Genomic DNA, 26,270 nt, shown 5'->3' on the forward strand with positions numbered 1-26,270 from the left:
TTATCTAAGATCGACATCATAACTTATTATATGGATCATGTCTTAGAGCATGAACACATTCCTAGGTCGGTTTATAAGTTTGCTAAGGATAACAAATTTGAAGAAAAAGATTTTTATAAATACTTTGGAAATTTTCAAGCCCTAAGGGAAGATATCTGGGAATCCTTTTTTGATAATGCCCATTCCCTGATGAATCAAAATGAAGAAGTGGCTAATTATGGAAGTAGAGAGAAAATGCTCACCTTCTTTTTTACCTTTTTTGAAATTTTGACTGCCAATAGAAGTTACGTACTTTATGTTCTTGAGGAAAATGAGGATCAGCTTAAAAACTTAAAACAATTAAAAGGCTTGCGGAGAAATATCAAATCTTTTGCAAAGGAGTTGATAGAAGATGACAATGATGAAAAGTCTTACAGCTTTCTAAAACGAAATGAATCTATCTATTCTGAAGCAGCATGGATTCAATTTTTATTTCTGTTAAAATTCTGGAAAGATGATAAATCAGCAGATTTTGAAAAAACAGATGTTGCTATTGAAAAATCCGTCAACACCATTTTCGACGTACTTGATAATACCCCACTTGAAAAGGTTTTTGATTTCGGGAAATTCCTTTACAAAGAAACAATGAAATAAGCGATGAAAACAATTGATAAAATACCCACAGGCAAATTTAGTCGTACTTCAAAATTAATTGGAACAGGGACTAAAGTTGGCGCTAATTATTTAAAGTATTATTCCAAAAAAGCCTTCAACCCGGAATTGACTAGAGATAGTCTGGATGAAGACAATGCCAACGATATTTATGATGGATTAAAAAATCTAAAAGGGAGTGCGCTTAAGGTAGCACAGATGCTATCCATGGACAAGAGTCTGTTGCCAAGTGCCTATGTGGAAAAATTTAGTTTAGCTCAATTTAGTGTTCCTCCTCTATCTGCACCTTTAGTGAGAAGAACGTTCAAAAAGTATAACGGTAAGTACCCAGAAGAAATCTTCGACAAATTCACTGCAGATTCAGTAAACGCAGCGAGTATTGGTCAAGTTCACAGGGCTGAAAAAGATGGCAATAAGTACGCTATAAAGATTCAATATCCAGGAGTAGCAGAGAGCATTAGTTCTGACCTTGCGATGGTTAAGCCTATAGCGACAAGGATGTTTAACTTAAAAGGTGAAGATTCTAAAAGATACTTTAAAGAAATTGAAGATAAACTCATAGAGGAAACAGATTATATCCTTGAGGTTGAACAAAGTCAACGTATTTCTAAAGCGTGTGCAGTGATTCCGAACTTGAAGTTTCCAAAGTATTATGAGAATTTATCAAGTGAGCGAATTATTACCATGGACTGGATGGATGGTAAACATCTAAGTGATTTTGTTAAGTTAGAATTTAGTGAAGAGACAGGGAATTCAATAGGACAAACCCTTTGGAATTTTTATATGTTCCAATTTCACAAACTTAAGGAAGTCCATGCTGATCCTCATCCAGGAAATTTCTTAATCGATAAAGACTATAATTTAATCGCCATCGATTTTGGATGTATCAAAACAATTCCACTTCAATTTTACACACCCTATTTTGAATTGGCAATACCTAAAAATATAAATAACCCCGAATTCTTTTTTGAAAAGCTTAAAGAATTAGAAATCATAAGACCCGATGATTCTGAAAGGGAAATCGAATACTTCTCATCTTTATTTCACGAGATGCTTAGCTTATTTACCAGCCCATTTCATAAAGAGACATTTGACTTTGGAGATGCAGAATTTTGGTCTAAGATTTCAGGATTAAGCGAAAAGTATAGTAGTGATAAAGAATTAAGAAAAATGAATGGTAACAGAGGAAGTAAGCATTTCCTTTATATTAACCGAACATTTTTTGGTCTTTATAATTTGCTTCACGATTTGAATGCAAAGGTTGATATTAATGATTACAAGAAATATATGTAAATCATCTGAAGGTTATTGATTAAGTTGATTAAGAAACGCTCTTTGAAAATTAGTAGAAGAGCGTTTTTTTTTGGTCTTAATCTTAAGGAATCCTCAATTATAAGTAACTTGCGTTGCTAAATATTTAATTCAATGTATACATCAAAAATAATAGGTTTAGGAAAATTTGTCCCTGAGCACGTCGTTACAAACGAAGACTTGAGTAAAGTTATGGATACCTCCGATGAATGGATTCAAGAACGAACGGGCATAAAAGAAAGGCGCCATATTAAAAAAGGAGACGGGAATTCTACTGCAGTAATGGGCTTAAAAGCAGCTCGACTGGCTATAGAAAGAGCGCAAATTGACAAAGATGATATAGAACTTATCATTTTCGCGACGTTAAGCCCAGATTATTACTTTCCAGGCTGTGGTGTTCAGATTCAAAAAGAATTGAATATTAAAACCTGTCCTGCATTGGATGTTAGAAACCAGTGTAGTGGTTTCGTTTATGGACTTTCTGTAGCCGATCAATTTATAAAAACAGGTATGTATAAAAATGTGCTTGTAATTGGAAGTGAAAACCATAGTGGTGGACTGGACATGACCAATAGAAGCCGCCACGTGTCTGTCATATTTGGTGATGGTGCAGGTGCGGCTATTTTGAGCAGAAGTGACGATGAGTCAGGAATTTTATCGTCACACTTACACTCGGAAGGTGAATATATTGACGAATTATCTTTAAGAGGTCCGTCGACTGAGAAATGGGTGCCAGAAATCATCGCTGAAAACTCGCAAGAAAATATTCCTTACTTTCCAAAAATGAATGGACAGGTTGTTTTTAAACATGCAGTCTCAAGGTTCTCTCAAGTGATTGAAGAAGGCTTAAAATTCAATAACTTAACCAAGGAGGATATCGATATGTTTATCCCTCATCAAGCGAATCTAAGGATTTCTCAATTTATTCAAAAGAAATTTGGCTTGAAGGATGACCAAGTCCTTAACAATATCGAAAAATATGGAAACACAACTGCAGCTTCTATCCCTATAGCGCTCACGGAGGCTTGGGAAGAAGGAAAAATTAAAAAAGGAGACTTAGTAGTTATGGCTGCTTTTGGAAGTGGTTTCACCTGGGGAAGTGTTATCATTCGATGGTAGCCATATCTCATACGAACTAGACATAAAAAAAGCCTTGAAAATAATTTCAAGGCTTTTTTTATGAAGTTATAAGATTATTGTACTAAGCATTAACTTGGCCTTTTTCTTCAGCTACAGTTATGCTAAGATCAATTCCTTTTTTCTTAACTGAATCAAACATAATAGGCGTTGCAATAAATACAGAAGAATATGTACCTACAACCACCCCTATAATAAGAGCAAACATAAATCCTCTAATGCTATCTCCACCGAAAATAAAAATGGCTGTCAATACGACAAGTGTGGTTAAAGAGGTATTGATTGTTCTACTTATCGTAGAACTTACTGCTAAGTTAACCAGTTTGTTCATCTTCCAAGTTGGATGCTCATTGAAATATTCTCTGATTCTATCAAAAACAACGACTGTATCATTCAAAGAATAACCAATAACCGTAAGAATCGCAGCAATAAATGCTTGATCTATTTCTAGACTAAACGGTAATACATTAGAGAGTAGTGAGAAAAGACCTAAAACTATAATGACATCATGAATAACAGCAGCTACAGCACCTAGAGAAAATTGCCATCTTCTAAATCTCAAAAGAATATATAAGAAAACAACAATAAGAGATCCGATGATAGCATAATACGATGCCGTCTTAATATCGTCTGCAATCGTTGGCCCCACTTTTATAGAAGACATGATACCAAACTCTTTTTCATCATTTCCAGATTCACCAACCTTAAAGGATTTTAATATCATTCCTCCTGGGAGATACTCTTTTAAATTATTAAATAGAATGGCTTGAATCTCGTCATCTATGACCGTTCCTTCCTCTTCGATTTTATAATTAGTTGTAATTTTAAGCTGACTTGAAGAGCCGTAAGTTTTTGCTTCTACACTCAGTAAATCTTGAACCAATTTAGTTTGGATTTCAGTAGGGTTTACTGGTTGCTCAAATCTTACTGTATAGCTTCTTCCTCCAACAAAATCTACACCTTGGTTAAGGCCTTTGGTAGCTAAAGAACCTATACTGATAAGTATAGCTAGCGCAGAGATAATATAAGCAACTTTTCTTTTCTTTAAGAAGTCGATGTCAATATTCAAAAACCAATTCTTAGTTATACCTGTAGAGAATGGTAAAGATTTACCTTTTTTCCCTCCTCCAGCAATAAATAGTCGGGTTAAGAAAATCGCACAGAATAATGAAGTGACGATACCGATTAATAAAGTGGTTGCAAAGCCTTTAATTGGTCCTGTACCAAAAGTCAAAAGAATTAATCCAGTAAGACCTGTGGTAATATTGGCATCAAGTATAGACGACAGCGCATTTTTAAAACCGTCGCTAATGGCTTCGGCTTGTGTTTTGCCTTTTGCAAGTTCTTCTCTTATCCTTTCAAAGATAAGAACGTTTGCATCTACAGACATACCAATGGTAAGAACTATACCAGCGATACCGGGTAAGGTGAGAACAGCTCCAAGTCCAGATAAAACTCCAAATATGAATAAAATGTTTACAACTAGAGCAATATCAGCATAGAGCCCAGCTTTTCCATAATAGAAAATCATGTAAAGAAGAACAAAAATAAGAGCGATTCCAAAAGATAAAACTCCACTGTCAATAGCTTCTTGACCTAAAGAAGGTCCTACTATCTCACTTTGTACAATATTTGCTGAAGCAGGAAGTTTACCAGCTCTTAAAACATTCGCTAAATCTTGCGCCTCTTCAATAGAATATTCTCCTGAAATTTCACTTCTACCTCCAGTTATAGGACCACTTGAAACACCTGGTGCAGAATACACGATATTGTCTAAGACGATAGCAATTTGAGAACCTTGAGAGGACGCTTTACCTGTCATATCTTCCCAAATTTTAGAACCACGTCCATCCATTTGCATACTCACTGCTAGACGACCTACTTGATCGTAAGTTTGTTGAGCATCTGTAACTACAGCACCACTTAATTGTGGCTCGTTATTTCTATTGCCTTTTAAGGCATATAATTCAATTATTTCTGAATCCTTTGCTGGTTTTCCCCAAACAAATTTAGCGAACTTTTTACCAGCAGGCAATTGAGATTTAACCTGAGGCATTGATAGGTAGGAATTCACTTTAGCAGTATCTTTTATAGCAAAATACGCTATAATAGGGCCTTGAGGTTGTCCAACAGTCTGAACCAAACTTAAAAGAGGATTGGATTTTGAAAAATCTTCAATTTCTTCATCTTCAGAAGAAAGTAAACTTTCTAAATCGTCAGTTTCAGTCTCTCCTTGTTCCTCCACTTCTACTTGGGAATCTTCAGACTTTTCAGTCTCACTTTTGATATTTTCAGAAACAATAGCATCTGCGGTTACTAAGTAATCCGAGAATTCATTAGCTCTATAAACATCCCAAAATTCAAGCTGAGCAGTACTCTGCAAAAGGTTTTGAATTCTGCTGATGTCTTTAGCCCCTGGAAGTTCGATTAAAATTCTTCCAGAATCTCCAAGACGTTGAATGTTAGGTTGTGTAACACCAAATTTATCAATACGTTCTCTTAAGACCTCAAAAGCTGAAGTCACACTTTCATCAATTTTCCTATTGATAATTGGCTTCACACTGCTGTTTTCCATATCAAAGCTTACCTCATCGGATAAAGCTTTAGTTCCAAAAATATCAGGAGAAGCTAAACTAGCTCCTTCTTTACTTTCAAAAGCCTGATAAAACAATTCCAAAAAGCTGTCTTGACTATTTTTCCTTGCTTCGCCAGCATCAGCTAGAGCTTGATTAAAAGCAGGATCTTTTGAATTATTAGCTAAACCTTTTAATAAATCACCGACCGATATTTGAAGTATAACATTGATACCTCCCTTCAAATCCAAGCCTTTATTGAGCTCTTTACCTTTTGCAGTATTGTAGCTAATACCTGCAAAAATTGACTCATTCCCGATGGAGTCTAGATACTGTTCGGCAGCATTATTCCTTTCCTGTGTAAAGTTTTCTACACTTTCTGGTATTTCACTTTCTGCGAAAGTTTCTGCTTCTGTTTCAACGTTACTCGCTATAAAAGTAAATGACAATTGATATATACTTACCAAAGCAAATAGTACAGCAAATAGTTTAATGAGTCCTTTATTCTGCATTCTTAAAATTATTAGTGTCTTGTTTTAAATCAGGCAAATATAGGTTTTCGATATAGAAATGGCAATTTTTTTATTAAAGATAATTTTAACTTTTGAGTCATCTTTTTTTGTGGTCAAAAGTCCGAATCGATATCGAAAACAATCAGAAAACCCGACCTAAGTCGGGTTTAAAGTTATATGAATCAGAAACTTACTCTAAAAGACCATTTGTCTTTCTCACAGCTTCTGCACTTTCTTTAAGTTTTGCTTTTTCGGCATCATTGAGATCTATCTCAACAATTTTTTCAATTCCATTTTTTCCGATGATAACTGGAACACCAATACAAAGATCTTTTAGACCATATTCTCCATCTAATAAAGTAGAACAAGGGAACATTTTCTTTTGATCACAAACTATAGATTGAACAAGAGAAGAAACCGCAGCTCCTGGAGCATACCAAGCACTTGTACCTAGCAATTTCGTTAAAGTAGCTCCTCCAACTTTAGTGTCTTCAGACACTTGATCCAAACGCTCTTCTGATAAAAATTCAGTTACTCTCACACTATTTCTAGTTGCTAAACGAGTTAACGGAAGCATTCCTGTATCACTATGCCCTCCTATTACCATGCCTTCAACATCAGAACCCGGGCAGCCTAATGCCTCACTTAATCTATATTTGAATCTTGCACTATCTAGAGCACCTCCCATTCCAATAATTCTATTTTTTGGAAGTCCTAGTTCTTTATGAGCAAGATAAGTCATCGTATCCATTGGATTGCTTACGACTATAATTGTAACATCAGGAGAGTGCTTTACCAATTGAGTAGCAACATCTTTTACAATTCCAGCATTAATACCAATGAGTTCTTCTCTAGTCATTCCTGGTTTTCTAGGAATTCCAGAGGTGATAACCGCCACTTGAGAATCTTTTGTTTTTGAATAATCTCCAGTGGTTCCTGTAATTTTTGTATCGAAATCATTGAGCGTTGCAGTTTGCATTAAGTCCATAGCTTTTCCCTCGGCAAAGCCTTCTTTAATATCAAGCAGAACTACTTCTGAAGCAAAATCTTTTATAGCTATATACTCTGCACAACTAGCGCCTACTGCACCTGCACCTACTACTGTAATTTTCATCTTTAATTGTTTTATATAATTAGTAACTAAATTCCAAAATTAATTCCAACATTTAGGCTATTGTACTCTTGAAAACTATAATCGATATTCAGTTTAAAAAAAGCCAATGATAATTTTGTACCTAGAGTTGCTCTATACCCATTTACTGATGTATCTAAACGCAAAGGGTCTATAAAAGTATCACCTTGGACTTCTGAAACGCCAGTATTGACGATATATTCTCCTTTTAATCGAGTAACTGCAGATCCAGAAACCCCTCCTATACTCCCATAAAAATTAATAATAGGTAGTTTTGTAGAAACTAAAATTGCATAGTGCCAAGAGTCGATATCGGTAGAAATGGATTGATTGGTACCAGAAATAAAACTGCTTTGCTCTGAAAACTTGTATTCTCCTTCAAAACTGTTGTATCCTACAAAACCAGAGAATGCAATAGGTAAAAGCTTTAAGCCAGGAATCCAATTTGTAAACTCATGTTGTAATCCTGCACCATAGAACTGGGAAGTAACATCTTTAGTTTCAATTTCTGGTAAAAACCTCAACTTGAGTTCTGTACTAAAAGGGAGACCTACACTCCCTTGAATTATTAGATTAGGAATGTATTCTATGTTTTCTGAACCAAGACCTTGCGGTAAAGAGATTGAGCCTATAGTTTGATTTCCCTCTAAAATGTTCATATTAATGTCAGGGGAATTCTGACCAAATAAAGTACCCACCTCCTGTTCACTTGGCCCCGTAGCGAATCTTAAAAAATCATAGTCATTTTCATTTAAGATAAACCTTGTGTTATTATCTTGAATTTGAGAAACTCCTGCAATAAATGAAATTTCAAAACCACCAAGCCCTTTGACCTTAGCTGAATTATACCACCCATTAGAAAGACCATAAATCAAGGCTTCAGAACCTGGTTCTGCATAAAGATTCATAAATCTATTGGCATCTTCTAAACCAGAAGATAATAGATTCTCAATACCATTCTGTGAATAGGTTACTGAAAATGAAATAAAAAAAATTAAACAAATTACAGACCTATAATGTTTCATGATATATATTATTTAAGCATCAATATTCGCATAAACTGCATTTTGTTCGATAAACTCTCTGCGAGGTGGAACCTCATCTCCCATCAACATTGAAAAGATCCTATCCGCTTCAGCCATATCGACAATAGTAACGCGTCTTAGAATTCTGTTTTCAGGATTCATAGTCGTATCCCAAAGTTGTATTGCATTCATCTCTCCAAGACCTTTATAACGTTGAACGCTCACTGAAGTCTTGTATTCATTTACAATTTCATTCCTTTCTTTTTCATTCCAAGCATAACGCTTTTTACTTCCTTTTTTAATTAAATATAAAGGAGGAGTAGCGATATAAATATGACTGGCTTCTATAAGCTCTTTCATATATCTGAAAAAGAACGTCAGGATGAGTGTGGCAATGTGGCTACCATCCACATCCGCATCACACATTATAATTACTTTATGGTATCTTAATTTAGAAAGGTTCAAGGCTTTACTATCTTCTTCAGTACCTATAGTTACACCAAGAGCCGTATAAATATTCTTGATTTCTTCGTTTTCAAAAACACGATGTTGCATCGCTTTTTCAACATTCAGAATTTTACCTCTAAGTGGCAAAATAGCTTGAAATTTCCTGTCTCGTCCTTGCTTAGCCGTACCACCAGCAGAATCACCCTCTACTAGAAATACTTCGCAAGCTTCTGGATCTTGTTCTGAACAGTCAGAAAGCTTACCTGGAAGTCCCCCTCCACTCATGACGGTTTTACGCTGAACCATTTCACGTGCTTTTTTAGCAGCATGTCTTGCCTGTGCAGCAAGCATCACTTTTTGCACAATGGTTTTAGCATCATTAGGATTTTCTTCAAGGTAAATCTCCAGCATTTCGGTAACTGCCTGAGATACAGCAGAAGTCAATTCTCTATTTCCTAACTTAGTTTTTGTTTGTCCTTCAAATTGAGGGTTAGCCACTTTCACAGAGACTATCGCGGTGAGTCCCTCTCTAAAATCATCACCTGTGATTTCAAATTTCAACTTATCTAGAAGACCAGAATTATCTGCATATTTCTTTAGAGTTGCGGTTAAGCCTCTCCTAAATCCTGAGAGGTGAGTTCCCCCCTCATGGGTATTGATGTTATTTACATAAGAATGTAGATTCTCACTATACGAGTTGTTATACACCATAGCAACTTCTACAGGAATGTTATTTTTTTCACTTTCCATAGAGATTACATCGGTGATGATGGGCTCCCTATTTTGGTCTATAAACCTTATAAATTCTTTTAACCCTTCTTCAGAATAAAATTCATCCTGTCTATACTCGCCGTCATCATTAGTTTGACGCTTATCGATTATAGATATTCTTATGCCTTTATTTAAGTAAGAAAGCTCTCTTAAACGCTTAGCAAGAGTTTCATATTTAAATTCAACAGACTCTTGAAAAATTTCATAATCGGGTTTAAAGGTGATCTCCGTTCCATTATGTTCAGTATCTCCAGTAGGTTTAACAGGATAGATGGCTTTCCCTCTTTCGTACTCTTGCTCCCAAACTCTTCCATCTTTAAATACTCTGGCATGAAGTTTAATAGACAATGCATTTACAACTGAAACTCCTACGCCATGAAGTCCACCAGAAACCTTGTAGGAGTCTTTATCAAACTTCCCTCCTGCTCCAATTTTGGTCATAACCACTTCTAAAGCAGATACGCCTTCTTTTTTATGTAAATCGATAGGAATACCACGACCATTATCTAAGGTGGTGACAGATCCGTCTTCATTTATGACTAAGTCAATCTTATCACAATACCCTCCCATAGCTTCATCTATGGAATTATCAACTACTTCGTATACCAAGTGATGAAGACCTCTTTCTCCAACATCTCCTATATACATAGATGGGCGCATTCTCACGTGCTCCATCCCTTCTAAAGCCTGAATACTATCAGCTGAATAATTGTGTTTTTTGACTTCTTCGCTCATAACTTTTATTAAATTAACAACAGACAAATATAGTAAATTGGATATGTTTTCTGATGATTTTAACCTACTTAAATCGATTTTATTGAAGTTAATTTCAATTGCAGTATTTTGCTTTAGATTAGTATGATGTCAGCTTAGAATCCAATTTTAGTAAAATTATATATTACTTTAACACAAATTAAACTCAAAAGGAGAATCCATAGATTTAATTTGATAAAAAATTAAAAAAATGAAATTACTCAACTTATGTCTCCCCCTTGTGCTTATGCTTACAACAGTATCCTTATCTGCGCAAGATTTTAAAGATCTGGATAAAAGTCCGATGGATGCTGTAATCACAAGGAATCAAAACAACTCCCCACTGGCTAGAATCATTTACAGCAGGCCAAAAAAGAAGAATCGCGTTATCTTTGGAGACTTAGTTCCCTATGGTGAAATATGGAGGACAGGAGCAAACGAAGCTACAGAAATTACATTTTATGAAGATGTTCTTTTTAATAGTGAAAAAGTAAAAGCTGGCACTTATACACTATATACCATTCCTAATAAAGAAAACTGGGTTGTTATAATTAATAAAGTAATCAACACTTGGGGAGCATACAGCTATAAGGACTCTTTAGATGTATTAAGAACAACTGTGATGGCAAGAAATACAGCCGCTACTCTTGAAGATTTCTCTGTCACTTTTAAACCTACCGAATATGGCTCCGACCTTTTGATGGGTTGGGATGATACTTTCGTGGAAATTCCGATTCAGAAATTATAGCACACTTCATAACGAACATAAATTAAATTTACAAGACCTCCTCATTAGAAAATGAGGAGGTCTTGTTTTTAAAGGGTTTATTTCATAGACTCTAATATCTCTTTAACGTCCTTTTCAGTTGTATCTGGATTGATAAAGCAAAACCTAGCACAGGTAATTTCACCGTCCTTCCCAGTCCATTTGGTAGGAGTGACTAAAGCGAAACCACTATCGTGATTGGTATAGGTCCATTCTCTGTAATCATCTGCAGTCCACCCTAGTCTAGAAAATAAAACACAGGATAATCCAGGCTCTCGAACCAGTTCTACAAAAGGCAATTGTTCAATTTGTTTAGCAGCGTTATTTGCTAATTCAAGACCTCTTTCTATTGCTACAGTATATCGATCTGTACCGTGCATTGCCAAAGAATACCATAAAGGCAAACCTCTAAGGCGTCTTGTCAATTGAATTTGATAATCTGATGGATTAAACCCTTGAGCTCCTTCGTCTTTAAAGATATCTAAGTAAGCTCCTTTTTGGGAATGGGCATTACTAGCTAGATCCATATTTTTATAAATAATCGCTCCACAGTCGTAAGGAGAGAACATCCATTTATGAGGATCTATAGTCACGCTATCTGCTTTTTCAATACCGTTAAATAGATGTCTTACAGAAGGAGCAGCCAAAGCTGCACCCCCATAAGCAGCATCAACGTGAAACCATAAGTTCTCTCGCTCACACACTTCGGCAACGCCACTCAAATCATCAATAATCCCAGCGTTTGTGGTTCCTCCTGTCGCTACCACAGCAAATAATCGCTTCCTGTCAAATACAGACAAACCTTTGATTTCTTTTTCCAAACACTCCTGTGTGAGTTTGTGTTCATCATTATTATCTACAGTAATAATTTCGGCATCAATAACTTGCGCCATAGATTTTACGGAAGAGTGGGCTCCACTAGAAGTAATAATCAAACCCTTCAATGCTTTATTTTCATCATCTAAAGACCTCCAATACTCTCTAGCCGTCACTATTGCTGAAAGATTGGCTGCAGTTCCACCACTGGTAAAAACTCCAAAAGTTCCTTCTGGCATTCCAGTAAGAGACACCAACCACTCCATTGCTCGATTTTCGCAAAAAATACCACCACCGCCAGTCATCCAATAGGCACCATGAATACTTGCAGCCGAGGTCACCAAATCAAATAACACTGCAGCACGTGTAGGAGCAGCAGGAACAAAAGCCAAATGTCGAGGGTGATCTACAGGTACAGCAGCTTTCACCAAAACATCTTTAAACAATTGGAACGCTTTCTCACCTCCAATACCTTCTTTGGTAACGGTATCTCCAACAAGTTTTAAAAGCTCTTTTTCCTGTTTTGGTTTACCCAACTCTGGAGAAGTATTCGATATTCTATTGATAGCGTATTTCATGATATCGAGTGTCATTTCGATAGTATCCATGTCTACGGCGTGCATGCTTTTCATAATTTAATGTTTTTTATTGTAAATGGTTAACTCTAGGCAGAGGAACTTCATTTGAAAAGGGTCCAGTTCTTCCATTAATTCAGGGATCAAACGCGCTCCATAATCTATGTAGATTTCACTAAAATTTAGAGATCGCTCTTGAAGTGATCGCTTTGGAAATAACACCGTTTGTATCTTCAAGACAAGTTCATTCTCTGACTTTAATCTACGCTTTTGTGCTTTTAGCAGACGCTTCTCAAGATGATCTAGACCGTTTTTTTGCTTTTTCTCTTGTGCTGCAACAGCACCATAAAATGATTTATCTGTGTTTTTAGCCAGCTCATATAAATCTTCAAATTGCTTCTCTAAGACCTGCTTCTGCTTTCCAAAATCGATATCTATCTTTGAGAGTTTTTTGGTATGCTGGGCTTCTAGCTCTTCTGGTGAAAGAAAAAGGTCTTGAATTTTAGCATTTAATGTATTGAGCTTACTCGAGGTTTTATCTGAGTATAGCAAAACTGAATTTCGTAAAACGAGAGAAGGGAAGGTCACCTTTTCCGCTTTAAAATAAGATTTCAATTCCAACCAATAAGCCAACTCACCTCCTCCTCCAATGTATGCTAAATTTGGTAAAATCACTTCTTGGTAAAGCGGCCTTAGCGCTACGTTGGGCGAAAAACGCTCTGGATGTTGATCGACCAAATCTAAAACTTCTGCTTTTGTGAATTTCAAATCGGTATCCAACACATAGTAGTTTTCATCTTTTTGGACTATTCTAGATCGTGTTTTTTCATGCAAATAAAAAAGATTGATTTCTCTTGGGTTGACTTGAACGCTATACCCGAGTTTAGACAGTTTATCTGATTGCTTCTCGATTTGACGAAAAGCAGTGTGATAGACTAAATCATTTTTTATTTGCTTACTAAACTTGAACTTCAAGCGGGCATCATCAGCATCCAAAATGACCAGCCCGTAGTCTCCAAATAATTCGTTAGCTAAAAACTGTGTAGCTTCAGCAAGGGTTTCGTGCTTTAGATAGGCCTCTTTAAATAGATTTTTTAGATATTCAGCATTATCACTTTCCCCAAATTCTGTTTCAATGGACTTACTAAGTTGATCTAAACCCGCAGTAGATAAATGACCTACAGCTCCTTGAGCATTGGTTTTCCACTCTAACTTCTTCTGTTGAAAATTAAAATAATTAATTTCTTCAAAATCATGGTCTTCTGTGGCCATCCAATAAACAGGAACAAAATTAAAATCTGGATAGTTTTCCTTTAGCGATTTAGCTAAATTTAGTGTAGAAACTATTTTATAAAGAAAATAAAGCGGACCTGTGAATAAATTAAGCTGATGCCCAGTGGTTACTGTGAATGTAGAAGGTTCTTGAAGGGATTCAATATGAGATTTAGTATCCTCCGATGATGATAGGGTCTGGTATTGTTCTTTCAGAACTTCAACTAAAACCTTTCTGTTATCATCATCATAACCCTTCTGCTTTTCTGTAATTTGATCTTTAAAACTTTCAATGGATGGAAATCTATTATAAAACAACTTTAAATCTTGGTTTTGCTCGATATAATCTGAAATAAGATCACTAAAATAACCTGTTGAACGGAAAGATAAACAGTCGGCCATAAATTTAAGTTTGAATCTTCACAAATATAAATAAGGGTGATGAAAGGCTATTAAAGTTAAATTAATTCAAAATAGCTTCTACTAAAACCGGCTCACCATACAAATCAAAATCAGCAGCTTCAGTTATTTTTATATGAGTGAAATCTCCCGTTTTTAAGTAATGTAATTTGCTATCTATAAGAACTTCATTATCCACATCAGGTGAATCAAATTCCGTTCTTCCTACAAAGTAATTGCCTTCTTTTCGATCGATGACACATTTGAAGGTTTTTCCAATTTTTTGTTGATTCAACTCCCAAGATATTTGTGACTGAATCTCCATAATTTCATTAGCACGTTGCATTTTAACTTCTTCAGGCACGTCATCCTCAAGGTTATAAGCATGTGTATTTTCTTCATGAGAATAGGTGAAACAGCCAAGACGCTCAAAACGCATCTCCTCTACCCATTGTTTTAACTCTTCAAAATCTTCTTCAGTCTCACCAGGATAACCTACGATTAGTGTAGTTCTGATGGTCATCTGAGGAACTTCTTTTCTAAACTTGATAAGCAAGTCTGTTGTTTTCTTATGAGTAGTTCCTCTTCGCATAGATTTCAGTATATGGTCTGAAATGTGCTGCAATGGAATATCAATATAATTGCAAACTTTTGGCTCTTCCCTTATAACGTCAAGGACGTCGACTGGAAAACCAGTTGGAAATGCGTAATGTAGACGGATCCATTCTATACCCTCTACTTTAACTAATTCCCTAAGCAATTCAGCTAAATTTCTCTTTTTATATAAATCAAGTCCGTAATAAGTCAGGTCTTGAGCAATCAATATTAGTTCCTTAACTCCATTTGCAGCAAGGCTTTTAGATTCTTTTACAAGATCTTCGATCGGTGTAGATCTATGAATTCCTCTCATTAGCGGTATTGCGCAAAATGAACATGGACGGTCACAACCTTCAGCAATTTTTAGGAAAGCATAATTTTTTGGAGTCGTCGTTATACGCTCCCCAATAAGTTCGTGTTTGTAGTCTGCTCCTAAGGCTTTAAGAAGCGCTGGGAGTTCAGTTGTTCCAAAATATTGGTCTACGTCAGGTATTTCTTTTTGAAGGTCTGGTTTATAACGTTCTGACAAGCAACCTGTCACAAACACTTTTTTAACTTCACCTTTCTCTTTCTTCTGAACAAAATCAAGAATTGTATTGACAGATTCTTCTTTTGCATTATCAATAAAACCACAGGTATTAATCACTACTATATCACCCTCTGTTTCGTGAGCAACCTCTTTACCGTTGGCTTTGAGTTGTCCCATCAGAACTTCGGAATCGTAGATGTTTTTACTACACCCTAAGGTGACTACATTGATTTTATTCTTTTTTATTGATTTTGTCCTCATCTGCTTCTTGAAAATTTAATTGCGAATATACAATCTCTTAAGTTGTAATATGATTTAACACCCTTAAACCTATTATAAAAGCTTGAGTGTGTTTATTTAATGTACCCACTTAGATCGAATTATGAATCCAAACGATTAAGTCTTGTTCATAGTACCGTATAGCTGAAATAATAACTATGCTACCTAGAGCATAAATCCAGTTGGTAGAGTTTGATTTCAAAAAATAAAACCCTAATAACCCGAGGACAACTAAGGGAAGGGCTATTAATAAATTAGCCATCACCCAACCGCCTTGAAAGATAGATGATAATTTAAGAATTAAAAAAAAAGCGGAATAGATCACGATTATTTTAGTGATAATCAATTTATTCTTGTCCGATGAAAAAGGCTTTGGTATTTGGTCTGTCATAATTATTTATTACTAAAAAAAGAATCAACAAATTCATATTTATTAAAGATCTGAAGGTCATCAATACCTTCGCCAACACCGATGTACTTTACAGGAATTTTAAATTGATCACTAATTCCAATCACAACACCACCTTTGGCTGTGCCATCAAGTTTAGTAATCGCTAAGGCTGTAACCTGAGTAGCAGCGGTAAATTGCTTGGCTTGTTCAAATGCATTTTGACCTGTAGAGCCATCCAAAACCAAAAGAACCTCATCAGGAATATTGGGGATAACTTTTTGCATAACCCGTTTAATTTTTATGAGCTCGTTCATCAAGTTCACTTTATTATGTAAACGGCCAGCAGTATCCAAAATTACAACATCAGCATTTTGCTTAATGGCGCTCTGAACAGTATCGAAGGCAACAGAAGCAGGATCACTTCCCATTTTTTGTTTAACGATAGGCACCCCTACACGATCTGCCCAAATCTGAAGCTGTTCCACAGCTGCGGCTCTAAAGGTATCTCCAGCCCCAAGGACCACTTTTTTACCCTTGAGCTTGTATTGTTTCGCCAGCTTACCGATTGTTGTAGTTTTACCAACACCATTCACGCCAACGACCATAATAACATAAGGTTTTTTACTTACGGGCAATTCCAAACTCTCGAGTTCTCCATTTTCAGATTCGCTCAACAAACCAGCGATTTCTTCTCTTAAAATCAAATTGAGCTCATCCGTACCTAAGTATTTATTTTTAGCAACCCTCGCCTCTATCCTGCTAATAATTTTAATGGTAGTTGTAATTCCTACGTCACTAGAGACTAAAATTTCTTCTAAATCATCAAGTACACTCTCGTCTACCTTAGATTTTCCGGCTACCGCTTTACTTAATTTACCAAAAAAGTCTGATTTAGATTTCTTGAGACCTTCATCTAATTTCTCTTTCTTTTCTTTGGAAAATATTTTTTTGAAAAAACTCATTTTTTCTGTGATATAATTCTATTTACCTCAACTTCTTGTTGATTATAACCGCAAAGATAGTAAAAAGCACAAAAAAGCCATCACATAAAATGCGACAGCTTTATATATAATAAAAAACTAAATTTAATTAGTCTTTATAAAGTCATTGACTTCTTCTGGAGTCATTATTTTTTCTACAAAAACATAAGCACCTGATTTTGGTGATCTTACCATCTTAATAGCTTTGGTAAGTCTTTTTGCTCCTGTTTGTATTGTACCAACCGATTTCTTTGCCATAACTTATTTAATTTCTTTGTGAACAGTCATTTTCTTCATAATAGAATTGAACTTCTTAAGCTCTAACCTATCTGGAGTATTTCTTTTGTTCTTCGTTGTAATGTATCTAGATGTCCCTGGAAGGCCAGACTCTTTGTGCTCTGTACACTCCATAATTACTTGAACTCTATTTCCTTTCTTTGCCATAATATAAATGCTTTATAATCTCTATTTTGTCAAGAATCCTTTAGCACGTGCATCTTTCAAAACAGCGTGGATTCCTTTCTTATTGATGGTTTTCAAAATAGAAGTGGATACTTTTAAAGTTATCCATTTATCCTCACCTGGGATATAAAATCTTTTCTTAACCAAGTTGACGCTAAATTTACGTCTAGTTCTATTTAATGCTTTGGAAACATTATTTCCGGACATTGCTCTTTTTCCAGTAAGCTCACAAACTCTTGACATTATATATACTTTTATGTGTTATTAAAAACAGGATGCAAATTAACGACATTTTTCTCAATTAATAAAAATAAATCTCAGAGTTTTTTAATTTTTTAAAATAGCTTCGTAAATCAGCTCTAGGGCTTTATTCACTGCTTTTTGAGTCACTCTTTCGCGATGTTTTCCAAATTGAAATTCATGAACTTCTGTTTTTTCTGGTGAAGCAATAGCGATAAACACCGTTCCTATCTCTGCATCACTATCTCCTTTGGAAGGTCCTGCGTTTCCCGTTGTTGCAATAGCATAATCAGCTTTAAACATCGCTTTGGCTTTGTTGGCCATTGCTTCAGTGATTTCTGAACTCACTACAGAGTACTTAGAAATAAGAACCTTTGGAATATGAAGTATATCATTTTTGGCAGAGGTAGCATAACTGACGATAGATCCTATAAAATATGATGAAGCACCAGGTATTTCTGTAAACTTAGAGGCTAACCGTCCTCCGGTACAACTTTCTGCTGTAATTAAAGATTGTCCGCGATCCACAAAGGCTTGAGCGATGCGCTCTTCTAGAGTTTGCTCATCTTCATATCCTTTTATAATATCGCCTATAACTCTGTTTAGACGTTCTACAGCCGTAATTAAACCCTCTTTAAGCAGCTTCTCATCCTCTCCCCTAGCGCTCAACCTTAACCTTACTCGTCCTAGACTTGGCAAGTATGCTAATTTTATAAATTTAGGCAATTGATTTTCCCAATCTTCGATACGCTCTGCAATGGCACTTTCTCCTAATCCATAAGTAAGAACCGTTTTGTGAATGATAAAAGGTGTTTTAAATCGATCTTGAAGTCTAGGTATAACTTGCTCGGTCAATATGGATTTCATTTCATAAGGCACTCCTGGCATAGAAATATAAACGACCCCCTTTTTTTCAAACCACATTCCTGGAGCAGTTCCATATTCATTGTGTAGGGTGATAGCTTGTGAAGGAATCCAAGCCTGAGATTTATTGGCTTCTAAAATAGGAGTGTCCACATATTTTGTAAATATGTCCTCGACATGTGCCAAAACCTTTTTATCTAAAACTAATTCATCATTAAAATACTTACAAAACGTGTGTTTTGTAATATCATCTTTGGTAGGGCCAAGACCTCCAGTTACAATCACAATATTTGAGCGTTTAGACGCTTCTTCAAAAGCTCTTAAAATATGGGATTCCTCATCTTGAATCGACGAAATTTGATACACCTCTACCCCTATTTTATTGAGCTGTTTGCCGATATAAGCTGAATTTGTATCTATAATTTGACCAATGAGAATTTCATCTCCTATAGTTATTATTTCTGCCTGCATAGTTTTATTTTACTTGAATTGAAAAGCATGATGTATCTTCGATAAATCCCTCTAAATGATCTCCTTCCTGAACTCTTCCTACTCCTGCCGGAGTTCCTGTAAAAATAACATCTCCAATCTTAAGCGTAAAGTATTCTGAGACGTAAGCTATAAGCTCATCGATTTTCCAAAGCATTTCTGAAGTAGAACCTGATTGAACTGCCGTTTTGTTTTTTTCTAATCTAAAATCAATGTTATTGAGATCTTGAAATCTGTCCTTAGGTAACCACGTTTCTCCTATAACCGCAGCCCCATCAAAACCCTTTGCCTTTTCCCAAGGTAACCCCTGCTCTTTTAATTGATTTTGAATATCTCTTGCTGTAAAATCTATACCCAAACCTATTTCATCGTAATATTTATGAGCGAATTTCGTCTGAATATGCTTTCCTACTTTATTGATTTTTACCAAAATTTCCACTTCATGGTGCACGTCTTTAGTAAATGCAGGAATAATAAAAGGATTATTTTTTAATAGCACTGAAGAATCTGGCTTAAGAAAAACCACTGGATGTTCAGGCTTTTCGTTTTTTAGTTCAGAAATATGTTTTGCATAATTTCTACCAATACAAATTAGCTTCATATAAAGAGGATCTTATTTAGTGGCCAGTTTTCTCAATTTAATAGCTGTAAGTACTTTTTTGGTATAAAGTGGAAAATCAGAATTTTGAATCCAACCAAAATAGCCAGGTTCTTTTTCTAAGACATCTTCAACTTTTTTACCCTTAAATTTTCCAAACCCAAAAACCTCTTCATCCTTTTTATTCATAACAAGAAACCCAGCGAGATCGGCAAATTTCTTATGTGCACTAAAGGTAGATAACCATTTGGTATCATTTTCTAAATCTGGATACCGGTCAAGTTGGGATTTTAAAACCTCATAAGTAGCGTTGGTGTCTGCCTCTGCACTATGGGCATCTGTCAAATCTTTATCACAATAGAATTTATAAGCGGCTTCCAAGGTTCGCTTTTCCTTTTTATGGAAAATAGTTTGAACATCTACAGCGTTTATTTTCTTAAGATCAAAATCAATTCCCGTTCTCAACATCTCTTCAGCTAATAATGGTATATCGAATCTATTGCTATTATAGCCTCCAAGGTCACACCCTTTTATCATAGCATTGATTTTCGGAGCGAGTTCCTCAAACCTTGGTTCATTCACCACATCTTCATCACTTATTCCATGAATTGCTGTGGTTTCTTTTGGAATAGGAATTCCTGGATTTACCTTCCAGGTATAACTCTCTTTATTGTTGTTTTCAAAAACTTTTAAGATAGAAATCTCAACAATTCTATCTTTTGAAATATTAATCCCAGTAGTTTCTAAATCAAAAAAACAAATGGGGCGGGTTAATTTTAATTCCATGGCGAATTTTTTTTACAAAGTTATGATTTGAAATTAAGGAAATCTTCAAATCTTAAAAAATTGAGATGTTTTTATGAAAGCCTTTTTTTTGGACATTAATATTTCAAAAAAAAAGCTTAAATTAGAGTTTAAAAAAAAATCAAATGTCATTGAAATTTGTATCTTATATGAGCTCTCAATCTAGAGTGATGTCCAGTAAAAATATTGAAGATTTTTTATTTCAGGTAAGGGAGAAAAATAAACAATTGACGATAACTGGCGTATTGCTTCTTATTCAGGGTAAATTTGTTCAATATATAGAAGGTCCTGCACAAGAGATCGACAAAGTGTATGAATCTATCAGTAAGGATAGTAGACATAAAGATATGATTCTTTTAGATTCTGGAGACTTGACCGAACGCCAATTTAAAGACTGGTCCATGGCTTATAAGAAGGTACATGACCACCACATAAAAAAAATAGTAGGCAAAGAAAATTTAAATCTTGAGGATATATTTTTAGGGAATACCTCCAGCAAAAATCACCCAGTGCTGAAGGTCCTCTATGATTTTGTAAAAACTCTTTCCAGCTAAAAAAGCCTTTAGGATGTTTCCAGAAGGCTTTTTCTTAAAATTAAAAATAAACTATTATTTTCTTAAAATCACAGCTTCCGCTTTTTCAATAATGGCTTTTGCATTTAGGCCATATTTATCAAGAAGCATAAGTGGCTCTCCACTTTCTCCAAAGGTATCGTTAGTAGCAACAAATTCTTGAGGAGCTGGGTAATTGAGAGTCAGAGTTCTAGCTACGCTTTCACCAAGTCCTCCTAAAAAGTTATGCTCTTCTGCCGTCACTACACATTTTGTTTTTCGTATTGATTTTAAAATAGCCGTTTCATCTAAAGGCTTTATCGTATGGATATTAATCACCTCAGCAGAAATTCCTTTCTCTTCTAAGATTTTGGCAGCTTCTAAAGCTTCCCAAACCAAATGCCCCGTAGCAATAATAGTGACATCATTGCCTTCGGTTAAATGAACTGCTTTTCCAATTTCAAATTTTTGATCCTCTGGGGTGAAGTTAGCCACTTTAGGGCGACCAAACCTCAAATAAACCGGACCTTCATATTCTGCAATCGCAAGAGTAGCCGCCTTGGTTTGGTTATAATCACAGGTGTTTATCACAGTCATTCCGGGCAACATTTTCATCAAACCCAAGTCTTCAAGGATTTGGTGAGTGGCACCATCTTCTCCTAAAGTTAAACCAGCATGGGAGGCACAAATTTTGACATTTTTACCAGAATAAGCTACCGATTGTCTGATCTGATCATAGACTCTACCCGTTGAGAAATTAGCAAATGTGCCTGTAAATGGAATTTTACCTCCTATAGTCATTCCAGCAGCAATACAAATCATATTGGCTTCTGCAATTCCTATCTGGAAAAAACGCTCTGGATGATTGTCCTTAAATTCATCCATTTTTAAAGATCCTGTTAGGTCTGCACAAAGAGCTACGACATTAGGATTGGTTTTACCAAGTTCAGCTAGGCCAGCTCCAAATCCAGATCGGGTATCTATATTTCCTGTATTTTTATATATTTTCATGGTCTTTATAATCTAATGTGAAAAAATTAATGTTGTTCTAAACGACTCCTTAGTAATCACCAAGAGTTTCCAAGTTTTGAGAAAGTGCTTTTTCGAGTTGCTCGTCATTTGGAGCTTTACCGTGCCAAGCGTGAGTTCCCATCATAAAATCTACACCATTTCCCATCTCAGTTTCCATAAGAATAACAACAGGTTGTTTTTTACCTGTTAGTCCTTTTGCCTTTTCTAGAGCTTCTTTTATGGCAGTGATATCGTTTCCTGCTTTTAATTCTATAACCTTCCAGTCAAAAGCTTCAAATTTCTTCTTAAGATTTCCAAGAGGCAATACATCGTCTGTAGCCCCGTCTATCTGCTTTTTATTATAATCTATAGTCGCAATAAGGTTGTCTACACCTTTTGATCCTGCATAGAGAATCGCTTCCCAATTTTGACCTTCCTGTAGCTCTCCATCACCATGAAGACTATAAATGAGATGTGTATCTTTATTTAATTTTTTGGTCTGTGCTGCTCCTATGGCAACAGACATTCCCTGCCCTAAAGATCCAGAAGCAATTCTTATACCTGGCAAACCTTCATGAGTAGTTGGATGACCTTGTAGTCTAGAATCCATCTTTCTAAATGTGTTAAGCTCTTTTACAGGGAAAAATCCAGACCGAGATAAAACACTGTAGAAAACTGGAGAAATATGTCCATTAGATAAAAAGAATAAATCTTCGTTTTTTCCATCCATATCGAAGTCTACGGAATACTCCATGACATCTTGATAAAGGACAGAGAAGTATTCTGCACAACCAAGAGAACCTCCAGGATGACCAGAATTTACTTGATGGACTTGGCGAAGAATATCTCTCCTTACTTGCGTGACAAAATCTTGTAAATGTTGTGTTGTTGACATAAGATAAATAAGAGTTTTAAAGTTGCTCAAAAGTAAGAATTTATTATAAAACAGAGTCCCTCATATTTTGGCTTCCTATTATCTTCATCTGTTGAAAATAGTTTTAATAGAGTAGAGTATATTTGCAGGCTATTGAAATATATATGACATTCGAATTACTAAGTAAAGACCCCAATTCCAAAGCTAGAGCTGGAAGACTAACCACAGACCATGGCGTTATTGAAACTCCTATATTTATGCCCGTTGGTACTATTGGCACTGTCAAGGGAGTTCACCAAAGAGAACTCAAAGAAGAAATTAATCCTGACATTATTTTAGGAAATACCTATCATCTTTATCTAAGACCCGGAACAGGAATCCTTAAAAAAGCTGGAGGACTTCATAAATTCATGAACTGGGATAGAAATATCCTTACCGATAGTGGCGGTTATCAAGTCTATTCACTTTCTGCAAATAGAAAAATTAAAGAAGAAGGGGTGAAGTTTAAATCTCATATCGATGGCTCGACCCATCTATTCACTCCTGAAAGTGCTGTAAATATTCAAAGGGAAATTGGTGCAGATATTATAATGGCTTTTGATGAGTGCACACCTTACCCTTGTGATTATAAATATGCGCAAAGATCAATGCACATGACCCATAGGTGGCTAGACCGTTGCATGAGTCACATGAAAAATACATCACCGCTTTATGGACACAAACAAACGCTTTTTCCCATCGTGCAAGGAAGTACATATAAAGACTTAAGACAGCAGTCTGCAGAATATATCGCTAATGTTGGTGCAGAGGGTAACGCCATTGGAGGACTTTCAGTAGGTGAACCTGATGATGAAATGTATGCGATGACCGAAGTTGTAAATGCCATTTTACCTGAAGACAAACCACGCTACTTAATGGGGGTAGGAACCCCTTCTAATTTATTAGAAAATATAGCTTTGGGTGTAGACATGTTCGATTGTGTTATGCCTACCAGAAATGGCAGAAACGGCATGCTATTCACCTCTGAAGGCACCATTAACATCAAAAATAAAAAGTGGGAGGAGGATTTTTCACCTTTGGATCCAGCAGCTTACACTTGGGTAGATACAGAATACTCTAAAGCGTATTTAAAACATCTTTTCTCCGTCAAAGAATTATTAGGAAAACAAATTGCTACCATACACAATTTAGGGTTTTATTTATGGTTAGTAAGAGAGGCTAGGCGACAAATACAAGCAGGCACCTTTAGAACTTGGAAAGATACTATGGTTAAAAAATTATCGATAAGACTTTAATACTAGAGCATTGAAAATTATAGATTGGTACATACTAAAGCGCTACTTAACAACATTCGTTGCTTTGCTTTTGATGTTTATACCTATAGGCATTATCGTCAATCTTTCAGAAAAGATTGACGATATCAAAGAAAATGAGGTGCCTATTGAAGAAGTTCTGGTGTTTTATGGCAACTTCACCATATACTTTGCCAACTTATTATTCCCTATTTTTCTATTCTTATCCATCATATGGTTTACTTCCAAATTAGCAAACAATACAGAAATCATCGCTATTCTGAGTTCAGGCATTTCATTTTCGAGATTTTTAAGACCCTACCTTATCGGTGCTACTTTGGTATGTGGCATTGCCCTTATGTTCACTATGTATCTGGTGCCTAATGCAAGTCAAGGGTTTAATGAATTTAAATATCAGTATTTCAAAAAAGGTAAACAATCGCAAGAAACGCAAAATGTTTATCGGCAAGTCAATGATAACGAGTTTATTTTTGCTACAAACTTTCAAACCAGTACAGGAACCGCTAGAAACTTTACCCTAGAACATTTTGAGGGCCAAGAAATGACTTTTAAAATCTCGGCCTCTCGATTAAAGTTCAATGCAAAAGATTCTACATATACCTTAAATAATTTTGAAAAGAGAACTATAAATGAAAGGGACGATGTTATACAAAGACAGTCTTCTTTAGATACGATTTTGCCTTTTGAATTTGGTGAATTAACTCCAGTAGAATATATCGCAGAAACTCTAGATTATGGAGAATTAAAAGACTTTATAACGACTGAAAAGCGAAGAGGATCTGCCAACATTAGCAGTTATCAGATTGTAGCCTATAAGCGATGGAGTGTTCCAGTCTCTGCCTTTATTCTCACAATCATTGCAGTCTCTGTATCGGCCATGAAAAGACGAGGAGGCATGGGAGCTAATCTCGCGATAGGAATCGTTATTGCTTTCGCCTTTATCTTTTTAGATAAAGTTTTTGGAACCATTGCAGAAAAATCGACATTCTCGCCACTAATCGCGGTTTGGTTCTCCAATATTTTGTTTGGTCTTTTAGCTATTTATTTACTTATCAAAGCTAAACGCTAATCTAAAATTTATCATTTAAACAGACATATATTTATATATTTGCAGACTGACTTTTAAAGAAACACCCTGTATTCATGGAATATTTAGATTTTGAATTACCGATTAAAGCCCTTCAAGAGCAATTCGAAAAGGCTTGCGAAATAGGTCAAGATAGTGAGGTAGACGTCACAGAGACTTGCAAGCAGATCAAACTTAAACTAGATAATAAAAAGAAAGAAATCTATTCCAATCTTAATGCTTGGCAAAGAGTTCAATTATCTAGGCATCCTAATAGACCCTACACCCTAGATTATATAAACGCTATTTGTGGCAATACCTTTATGGAGCTGCATGGCGATAGAAACTTTGGCGACGACAAAGCTATGATCGGCGGACTTGGTAAAATCAATGAACAGAGTTTTATGTTTATTGGTCAACAAAAAGGGTACAACACCAAAACCCGCCAGTACCGAAACTTTGGAATGGCCAATCCAGAAGGTTATCGAAAGGCCTTACGTTTGATGAAAAAAGCTGAAAAGTTCAATTTACCAATTGTCAGTTTTATAGATACCCCTGGAGCCTTTCCAGGACTTGAAGCAGAAGAGCGAGGACAGGGTGAAGCTATTGCCAGAAACATCATGGAAATGAGTCAACTTAAAGTTCCCGTTATCGTCATCATTATTGGAGAAGGCGCTAGTGGAGGAGCTTTAGGAATAGGTGTTGGAGACACAGTAATGATGCTGGAAAACACTTGGTATTCTGTGATTTCTCCAGAATCTTGTTCTTCTATCTTATGGAGAAGCTGGGAAAATAAGCAAACGGCCGCCGAAGCTTTAAAGCTAACAGCAACCGATATGAAGAAATTGAAAATTATCGATAAAATTATCAAAGAACCTCTTGGAGGTGCACATAGCAATAGAGAGAAAACTTTTGAAATTGTAACGAAGACTATTCTTGCAGAATTGGAAGAATTGAAAAAGTTATCCCCAGAAGAATTAGTGCAAAAACGAATGCAAAAATTTATTGATATAGGAGTTTACAATGAGTAAATCCTAGCATAGCTGAATTTATCTCAAAATCCAGATACAAATTATCTGGAT

The 26,270-nt window shown here is 35.7% G+C and carries 25 protein-coding genes; 8 read left to right on the forward strand and 17 right to left on the reverse strand.

Annotation, left to right across the window (positions count from 1 at the left end):
* The 3 genes from CXF67_RS12745 to CXF67_RS12755 all read left to right on the forward strand — a co-directional run.
* On the forward strand, positions 1–633 hold a 633-nt coding region (locus tag CXF67_RS12745; RefSeq protein WP_257984690.1), incomplete at its 5' end, for a TetR family transcriptional regulator C-terminal domain-containing protein.
* A 3-nt stretch (positions 634–636) separates the two neighbouring features.
* On the forward strand, positions 637–1,944 hold the full coding sequence (locus tag CXF67_RS12750) for an ABC1 kinase family protein (RefSeq protein WP_102089089.1): 1,308 nt from the start codon (positions 637–639) through the stop codon (positions 1,942–1,944).
* A gap of 132 nt (positions 1,945–2,076) precedes the next feature.
* The gene (locus tag CXF67_RS12755; protein ID WP_102089090.1) at positions 2,077–3,081 is read left to right on the forward strand and encodes a 3-oxoacyl-ACP synthase III family protein; all 1,005 of its coding nucleotides are present in this window, start codon (positions 2,077–2,079) and stop codon (positions 3,079–3,081) included.
* A gap of 82 nt (positions 3,082–3,163) precedes the next feature.
* On the opposite strand, the gene secDF is transcribed toward CXF67_RS12755, so the two are convergent.
* The 4 genes from secDF to gyrB form a co-directional block, all read right to left on the reverse strand.
* On the reverse strand, positions 3,164–6,184 hold the full coding sequence (gene secDF / locus CXF67_RS12760; RefSeq protein WP_102089091.1) for a protein translocase subunit SecDF: 3,021 nt from the start codon (positions 6,182–6,184) through the stop codon (positions 3,164–3,166).
* Between the two features lie 190 nt (positions 6,185–6,374).
* A complete protein-coding gene (locus tag CXF67_RS12765) occupies positions 6,375–7,298 on the reverse strand; it encodes a malate dehydrogenase (RefSeq protein WP_102089092.1) in 924 nt (307 codons plus the stop codon).
* 26 nt (positions 7,299–7,324) lie between these two features.
* Positions 7,325–8,341 (reverse strand): DUF6588 family protein, encoded by a 1,017-nt coding sequence (locus tag CXF67_RS12770; RefSeq protein WP_102089093.1) that lies wholly within the window; start codon positions 8,339–8,341, stop codon positions 7,325–7,327.
* Between the two features lie 12 nt (positions 8,342–8,353).
* A complete protein-coding gene (gyrB, locus tag CXF67_RS12775; RefSeq protein WP_102089094.1) occupies positions 8,354–10,294 on the reverse strand; it encodes a DNA topoisomerase (ATP-hydrolyzing) subunit B in 1,941 nt (646 codons plus the stop codon).
* Between the two features lie 229 nt (positions 10,295–10,523).
* On the opposite strand from gyrB, the gene CXF67_RS12780 reads away from it, so the two are divergent.
* Complete coding sequence (locus tag CXF67_RS12780; protein WP_102089095.1) at positions 10,524–11,060, forward strand: DUF2911 domain-containing protein; 537 nt, start codon at positions 10,524–10,526, stop codon at positions 11,058–11,060.
* A 77-nt stretch (positions 11,061–11,137) separates the two neighbouring features.
* On the opposite strand, the gene CXF67_RS12785 is transcribed toward CXF67_RS12780, so the two are convergent.
* The 11 genes from CXF67_RS12785 to CXF67_RS12835 form a co-directional block, all read right to left on the reverse strand.
* Positions 11,138–12,526 carry a pyridoxal phosphate-dependent decarboxylase family protein gene (locus tag CXF67_RS12785; protein WP_102089096.1) on the reverse strand — a complete coding sequence of 463 codons (1,389 nt, stop codon included), beginning with the start codon at positions 12,524–12,526 and terminating at the stop codon, positions 11,138–11,140.
* Between the two features lie 3 nt (positions 12,527–12,529).
* On the reverse strand, positions 12,530–14,143 hold the full coding sequence (gene bshC, locus CXF67_RS12790; RefSeq protein ID WP_102089097.1) for a bacillithiol biosynthesis cysteine-adding enzyme BshC: 1,614 nt from the start codon (positions 14,141–14,143) through the stop codon (positions 12,530–12,532).
* A gap of 61 nt (positions 14,144–14,204) precedes the next feature.
* Entirely contained in the window at positions 14,205–15,527 is a 1,323-nt protein-coding gene (gene rimO / locus CXF67_RS12795) for a 30S ribosomal protein S12 methylthiotransferase RimO (protein WP_102089098.1), read from the reverse strand.
* 109 nt (positions 15,528–15,636) lie between these two features.
* Positions 15,637–15,936 (reverse strand): hypothetical protein, encoded by a 300-nt coding sequence (locus tag CXF67_RS12800; protein WP_102089099.1) that lies wholly within the window; start codon positions 15,934–15,936, stop codon positions 15,637–15,639.
* Positions 15,937–15,938: 2 nt separating this feature from the next.
* Positions 15,939–16,898, reverse strand: coding sequence for a signal recognition particle-docking protein FtsY (gene ftsY, locus CXF67_RS12805; protein ID WP_102089100.1), 960 nt, complete (start codon positions 16,896–16,898; stop codon positions 15,939–15,941).
* Positions 16,899–17,021: 123 nt separating this feature from the next.
* A complete protein-coding gene (locus CXF67_RS12810; RefSeq protein ID WP_102089101.1) occupies positions 17,022–17,174 on the reverse strand; it encodes a DUF4295 domain-containing protein in 153 nt (50 codons plus the stop codon).
* A gap of 3 nt (positions 17,175–17,177) precedes the next feature.
* Positions 17,178–17,360, reverse strand: coding sequence for a 50S ribosomal protein L33 (gene rpmG / locus CXF67_RS12815; protein ID WP_015024931.1), 183 nt, complete (start codon positions 17,358–17,360; stop codon positions 17,178–17,180).
* 21 nt (positions 17,361–17,381) lie between these two features.
* Positions 17,382–17,621, reverse strand: a complete 240-nt coding sequence (gene rpmB, locus CXF67_RS12820; protein WP_003440977.1) for a 50S ribosomal protein L28 — start codon at positions 17,619–17,621, stop codon at positions 17,382–17,384.
* Positions 17,622–17,705: 84 nt separating this feature from the next.
* Positions 17,706–18,953 carry a competence/damage-inducible protein A gene (locus CXF67_RS12825; protein ID WP_102089102.1) on the reverse strand — a complete coding sequence of 416 codons (1,248 nt, stop codon included), beginning with the start codon at positions 18,951–18,953 and terminating at the stop codon, positions 17,706–17,708.
* Positions 18,954–18,957: 4 nt separating this feature from the next.
* On the reverse strand, positions 18,958–19,572 hold the full coding sequence (locus CXF67_RS12830) for a fumarylacetoacetate hydrolase family protein (RefSeq protein WP_102089103.1): 615 nt from the start codon (positions 19,570–19,572) through the stop codon (positions 18,958–18,960).
* A 12-nt stretch (positions 19,573–19,584) separates the two neighbouring features.
* Positions 19,585–20,355, reverse strand: a complete 771-nt coding sequence (locus tag CXF67_RS12835) for a 3'-5' exonuclease (protein ID WP_102089104.1) — start codon at positions 20,353–20,355, stop codon at positions 19,585–19,587.
* A gap of 143 nt (positions 20,356–20,498) precedes the next feature.
* On the opposite strand from CXF67_RS12835, the gene CXF67_RS12840 reads away from it, so the two are divergent.
* Positions 20,499–20,927 (forward strand): BLUF domain-containing protein, encoded by a 429-nt coding sequence (locus tag CXF67_RS12840; RefSeq protein WP_102089105.1) that lies wholly within the window; start codon positions 20,499–20,501, stop codon positions 20,925–20,927.
* A 54-nt stretch (positions 20,928–20,981) separates the two neighbouring features.
* Here the strand turns inward: CXF67_RS12840 and CXF67_RS12845 are convergent, their stop codons facing one another.
* Together CXF67_RS12845 and CXF67_RS12850 are read right to left on the reverse strand one after the other, a co-directional pair.
* Positions 20,982–21,935: a transketolase family protein gene (locus tag CXF67_RS12845; RefSeq protein ID WP_102089106.1), complete on the reverse strand. Its 954-nt coding sequence runs from the start codon at positions 21,933–21,935 to the stop codon at positions 20,982–20,984.
* Positions 21,936–21,984: 49 nt separating this feature from the next.
* Complete coding sequence (locus tag CXF67_RS12850; protein WP_102089107.1) at positions 21,985–22,830, reverse strand: transketolase; 846 nt, start codon at positions 22,828–22,830, stop codon at positions 21,985–21,987.
* A 143-nt stretch (positions 22,831–22,973) separates the two neighbouring features.
* On the opposite strand from CXF67_RS12850, the gene tgt reads away from it, so the two are divergent.
* The 3 genes from tgt (at position 22,974) to CXF67_RS12865 (ending at position 26,219) form a co-directional block, all read left to right on the forward strand.
* Positions 22,974–24,104 (forward strand): tRNA guanosine(34) transglycosylase Tgt, encoded by a 1,131-nt coding sequence (gene tgt, locus CXF67_RS12855; protein WP_102089108.1) that lies wholly within the window; start codon positions 22,974–22,976, stop codon positions 24,102–24,104.
* Positions 24,105–24,114: 10 nt separating this feature from the next.
* Positions 24,115–25,191 (forward strand): LptF/LptG family permease, encoded by a 1,077-nt coding sequence (locus tag CXF67_RS12860; RefSeq protein ID WP_102089109.1) that lies wholly within the window; start codon positions 24,115–24,117, stop codon positions 25,189–25,191.
* A gap of 74 nt (positions 25,192–25,265) precedes the next feature.
* Positions 25,266–26,219 carry an acetyl-CoA carboxylase carboxyltransferase subunit alpha gene (locus tag CXF67_RS12865; RefSeq protein ID WP_102089110.1) on the forward strand — a complete coding sequence of 318 codons (954 nt, stop codon included), beginning with the start codon at positions 25,266–25,268 and terminating at the stop codon, positions 26,217–26,219.
* Positions 26,220–26,270: the final 51 nt, after the last annotated feature.

The organism is Psychroflexus sp. MES1-P1E, assembly GCF_002836055.1.
Classification (GTDB): Bacteria; Bacteroidota; Bacteroidia; order Flavobacteriales; family Flavobacteriaceae; genus Psychroflexus.

What these genes read in the sequence shown, in the direction of transcription:
- secDF (WP_102089091.1), bottom strand. Translation starts at nt 6,184, where the DNA reads ATGCAGAATAAAGGACTCATTAAACTATTTGCTGTACTATTTGCTTTG.
- CXF67_RS12785 (WP_102089096.1), bottom strand. Translation starts at nt 12,526, where the DNA reads ATGAAAAGCATGCACGCCGTAGACATGGATACTATCGAAATGACACTC.
- CXF67_RS12770 (WP_102089093.1), bottom strand. Translation starts at nt 8,341, where the DNA reads ATGAAACATTATAGGTCTGTAATTTGTTTAATTTTTTTTATTTCATTT.
- CXF67_RS12830 (WP_102089103.1), bottom strand. Translation starts at nt 19,572, where the DNA reads ATGAAGCTAATTTGTATTGGTAGAAATTATGCAAAACATATTTCTGAA.
- CXF67_RS12825 (WP_102089102.1), bottom strand. Translation starts at nt 18,953, where the DNA reads ATGCAGGCAGAAATAATAACTATAGGAGATGAAATTCTCATTGGTCAA.
- CXF67_RS12835 (WP_102089104.1), bottom strand. Translation starts at nt 20,355, where the DNA reads ATGGAATTAAAATTAACCCGCCCCATTTGTTTTTTTGATTTAGAAACT.
- ftsY (WP_102089100.1), bottom strand. Translation starts at nt 16,898, where the DNA reads ATGAGTTTTTTCAAAAAAATATTTTCCAAAGAAAAGAAAGAGAAATTA.
- CXF67_RS12800 (WP_102089099.1), bottom strand. Translation starts at nt 15,936, where the DNA reads ATGACAGACCAAATACCAAAGCCTTTTTCATCGGACAAGAATAAATTG.
- CXF67_RS12780 (WP_102089095.1), top strand. Translation starts at nt 10,524, where the DNA reads ATGAAATTACTCAACTTATGTCTCCCCCTTGTGCTTATGCTTACAACA.
- rpmB (WP_003440977.1), bottom strand. Translation starts at nt 17,621, where the DNA reads ATGTCAAGAGTTTGTGAGCTTACTGGAAAAAGAGCAATGTCCGGAAAT.
- rimO (WP_102089098.1), bottom strand. Translation starts at nt 15,527, where the DNA reads ATGAGGACAAAATCAATAAAAAAGAATAAAATCAATGTAGTCACCTTA.
- CXF67_RS12755 (WP_102089090.1), top strand. Translation starts at nt 2,077, where the DNA reads ATGTATACATCAAAAATAATAGGTTTAGGAAAATTTGTCCCTGAGCAC.
- rpmG (WP_015024931.1), bottom strand. Translation starts at nt 17,360, where the DNA reads ATGGCAAAGAAAGGAAATAGAGTTCAAGTAATTATGGAGTGTACAGAG.
- CXF67_RS12750 (WP_102089089.1), top strand. Translation starts at nt 637, where the DNA reads ATGAAAACAATTGATAAAATACCCACAGGCAAATTTAGTCGTACTTCA.
- bshC (WP_102089097.1), bottom strand. Translation starts at nt 14,143, where the DNA reads ATGGCCGACTGTTTATCTTTCCGTTCAACAGGTTATTTTAGTGATCTT.
- CXF67_RS12765 (WP_102089092.1), bottom strand. Translation starts at nt 7,298, where the DNA reads ATGAAAATTACAGTAGTAGGTGCAGGTGCAGTAGGCGCTAGTTGTGCA.
- CXF67_RS12865 (WP_102089110.1), top strand. Translation starts at nt 25,266, where the DNA reads ATGGAATATTTAGATTTTGAATTACCGATTAAAGCCCTTCAAGAGCAA.
- gyrB (WP_102089094.1), bottom strand. Translation starts at nt 10,294, where the DNA reads ATGAGCGAAGAAGTCAAAAAACACAATTATTCAGCTGATAGTATTCAG.
- CXF67_RS12845 (WP_102089106.1), bottom strand. Translation starts at nt 21,935, where the DNA reads ATGAAAATATATAAAAATACAGGAAATATAGATACCCGATCTGGATTT.
- CXF67_RS12850 (WP_102089107.1), bottom strand. Translation starts at nt 22,830, where the DNA reads ATGTCAACAACACAACATTTACAAGATTTTGTCACGCAAGTAAGGAGA.
- tgt (WP_102089108.1), top strand. Translation starts at nt 22,974, where the DNA reads ATGACATTCGAATTACTAAGTAAAGACCCCAATTCCAAAGCTAGAGCT.
- CXF67_RS12840 (WP_102089105.1), top strand. Translation starts at nt 20,499, where the DNA reads ATGTCATTGAAATTTGTATCTTATATGAGCTCTCAATCTAGAGTGATG.
- CXF67_RS12810 (WP_102089101.1), bottom strand. Translation starts at nt 17,174, where the DNA reads ATGGCAAAGAAATCGGTTGGTACAATACAAACAGGAGCAAAAAGACTT.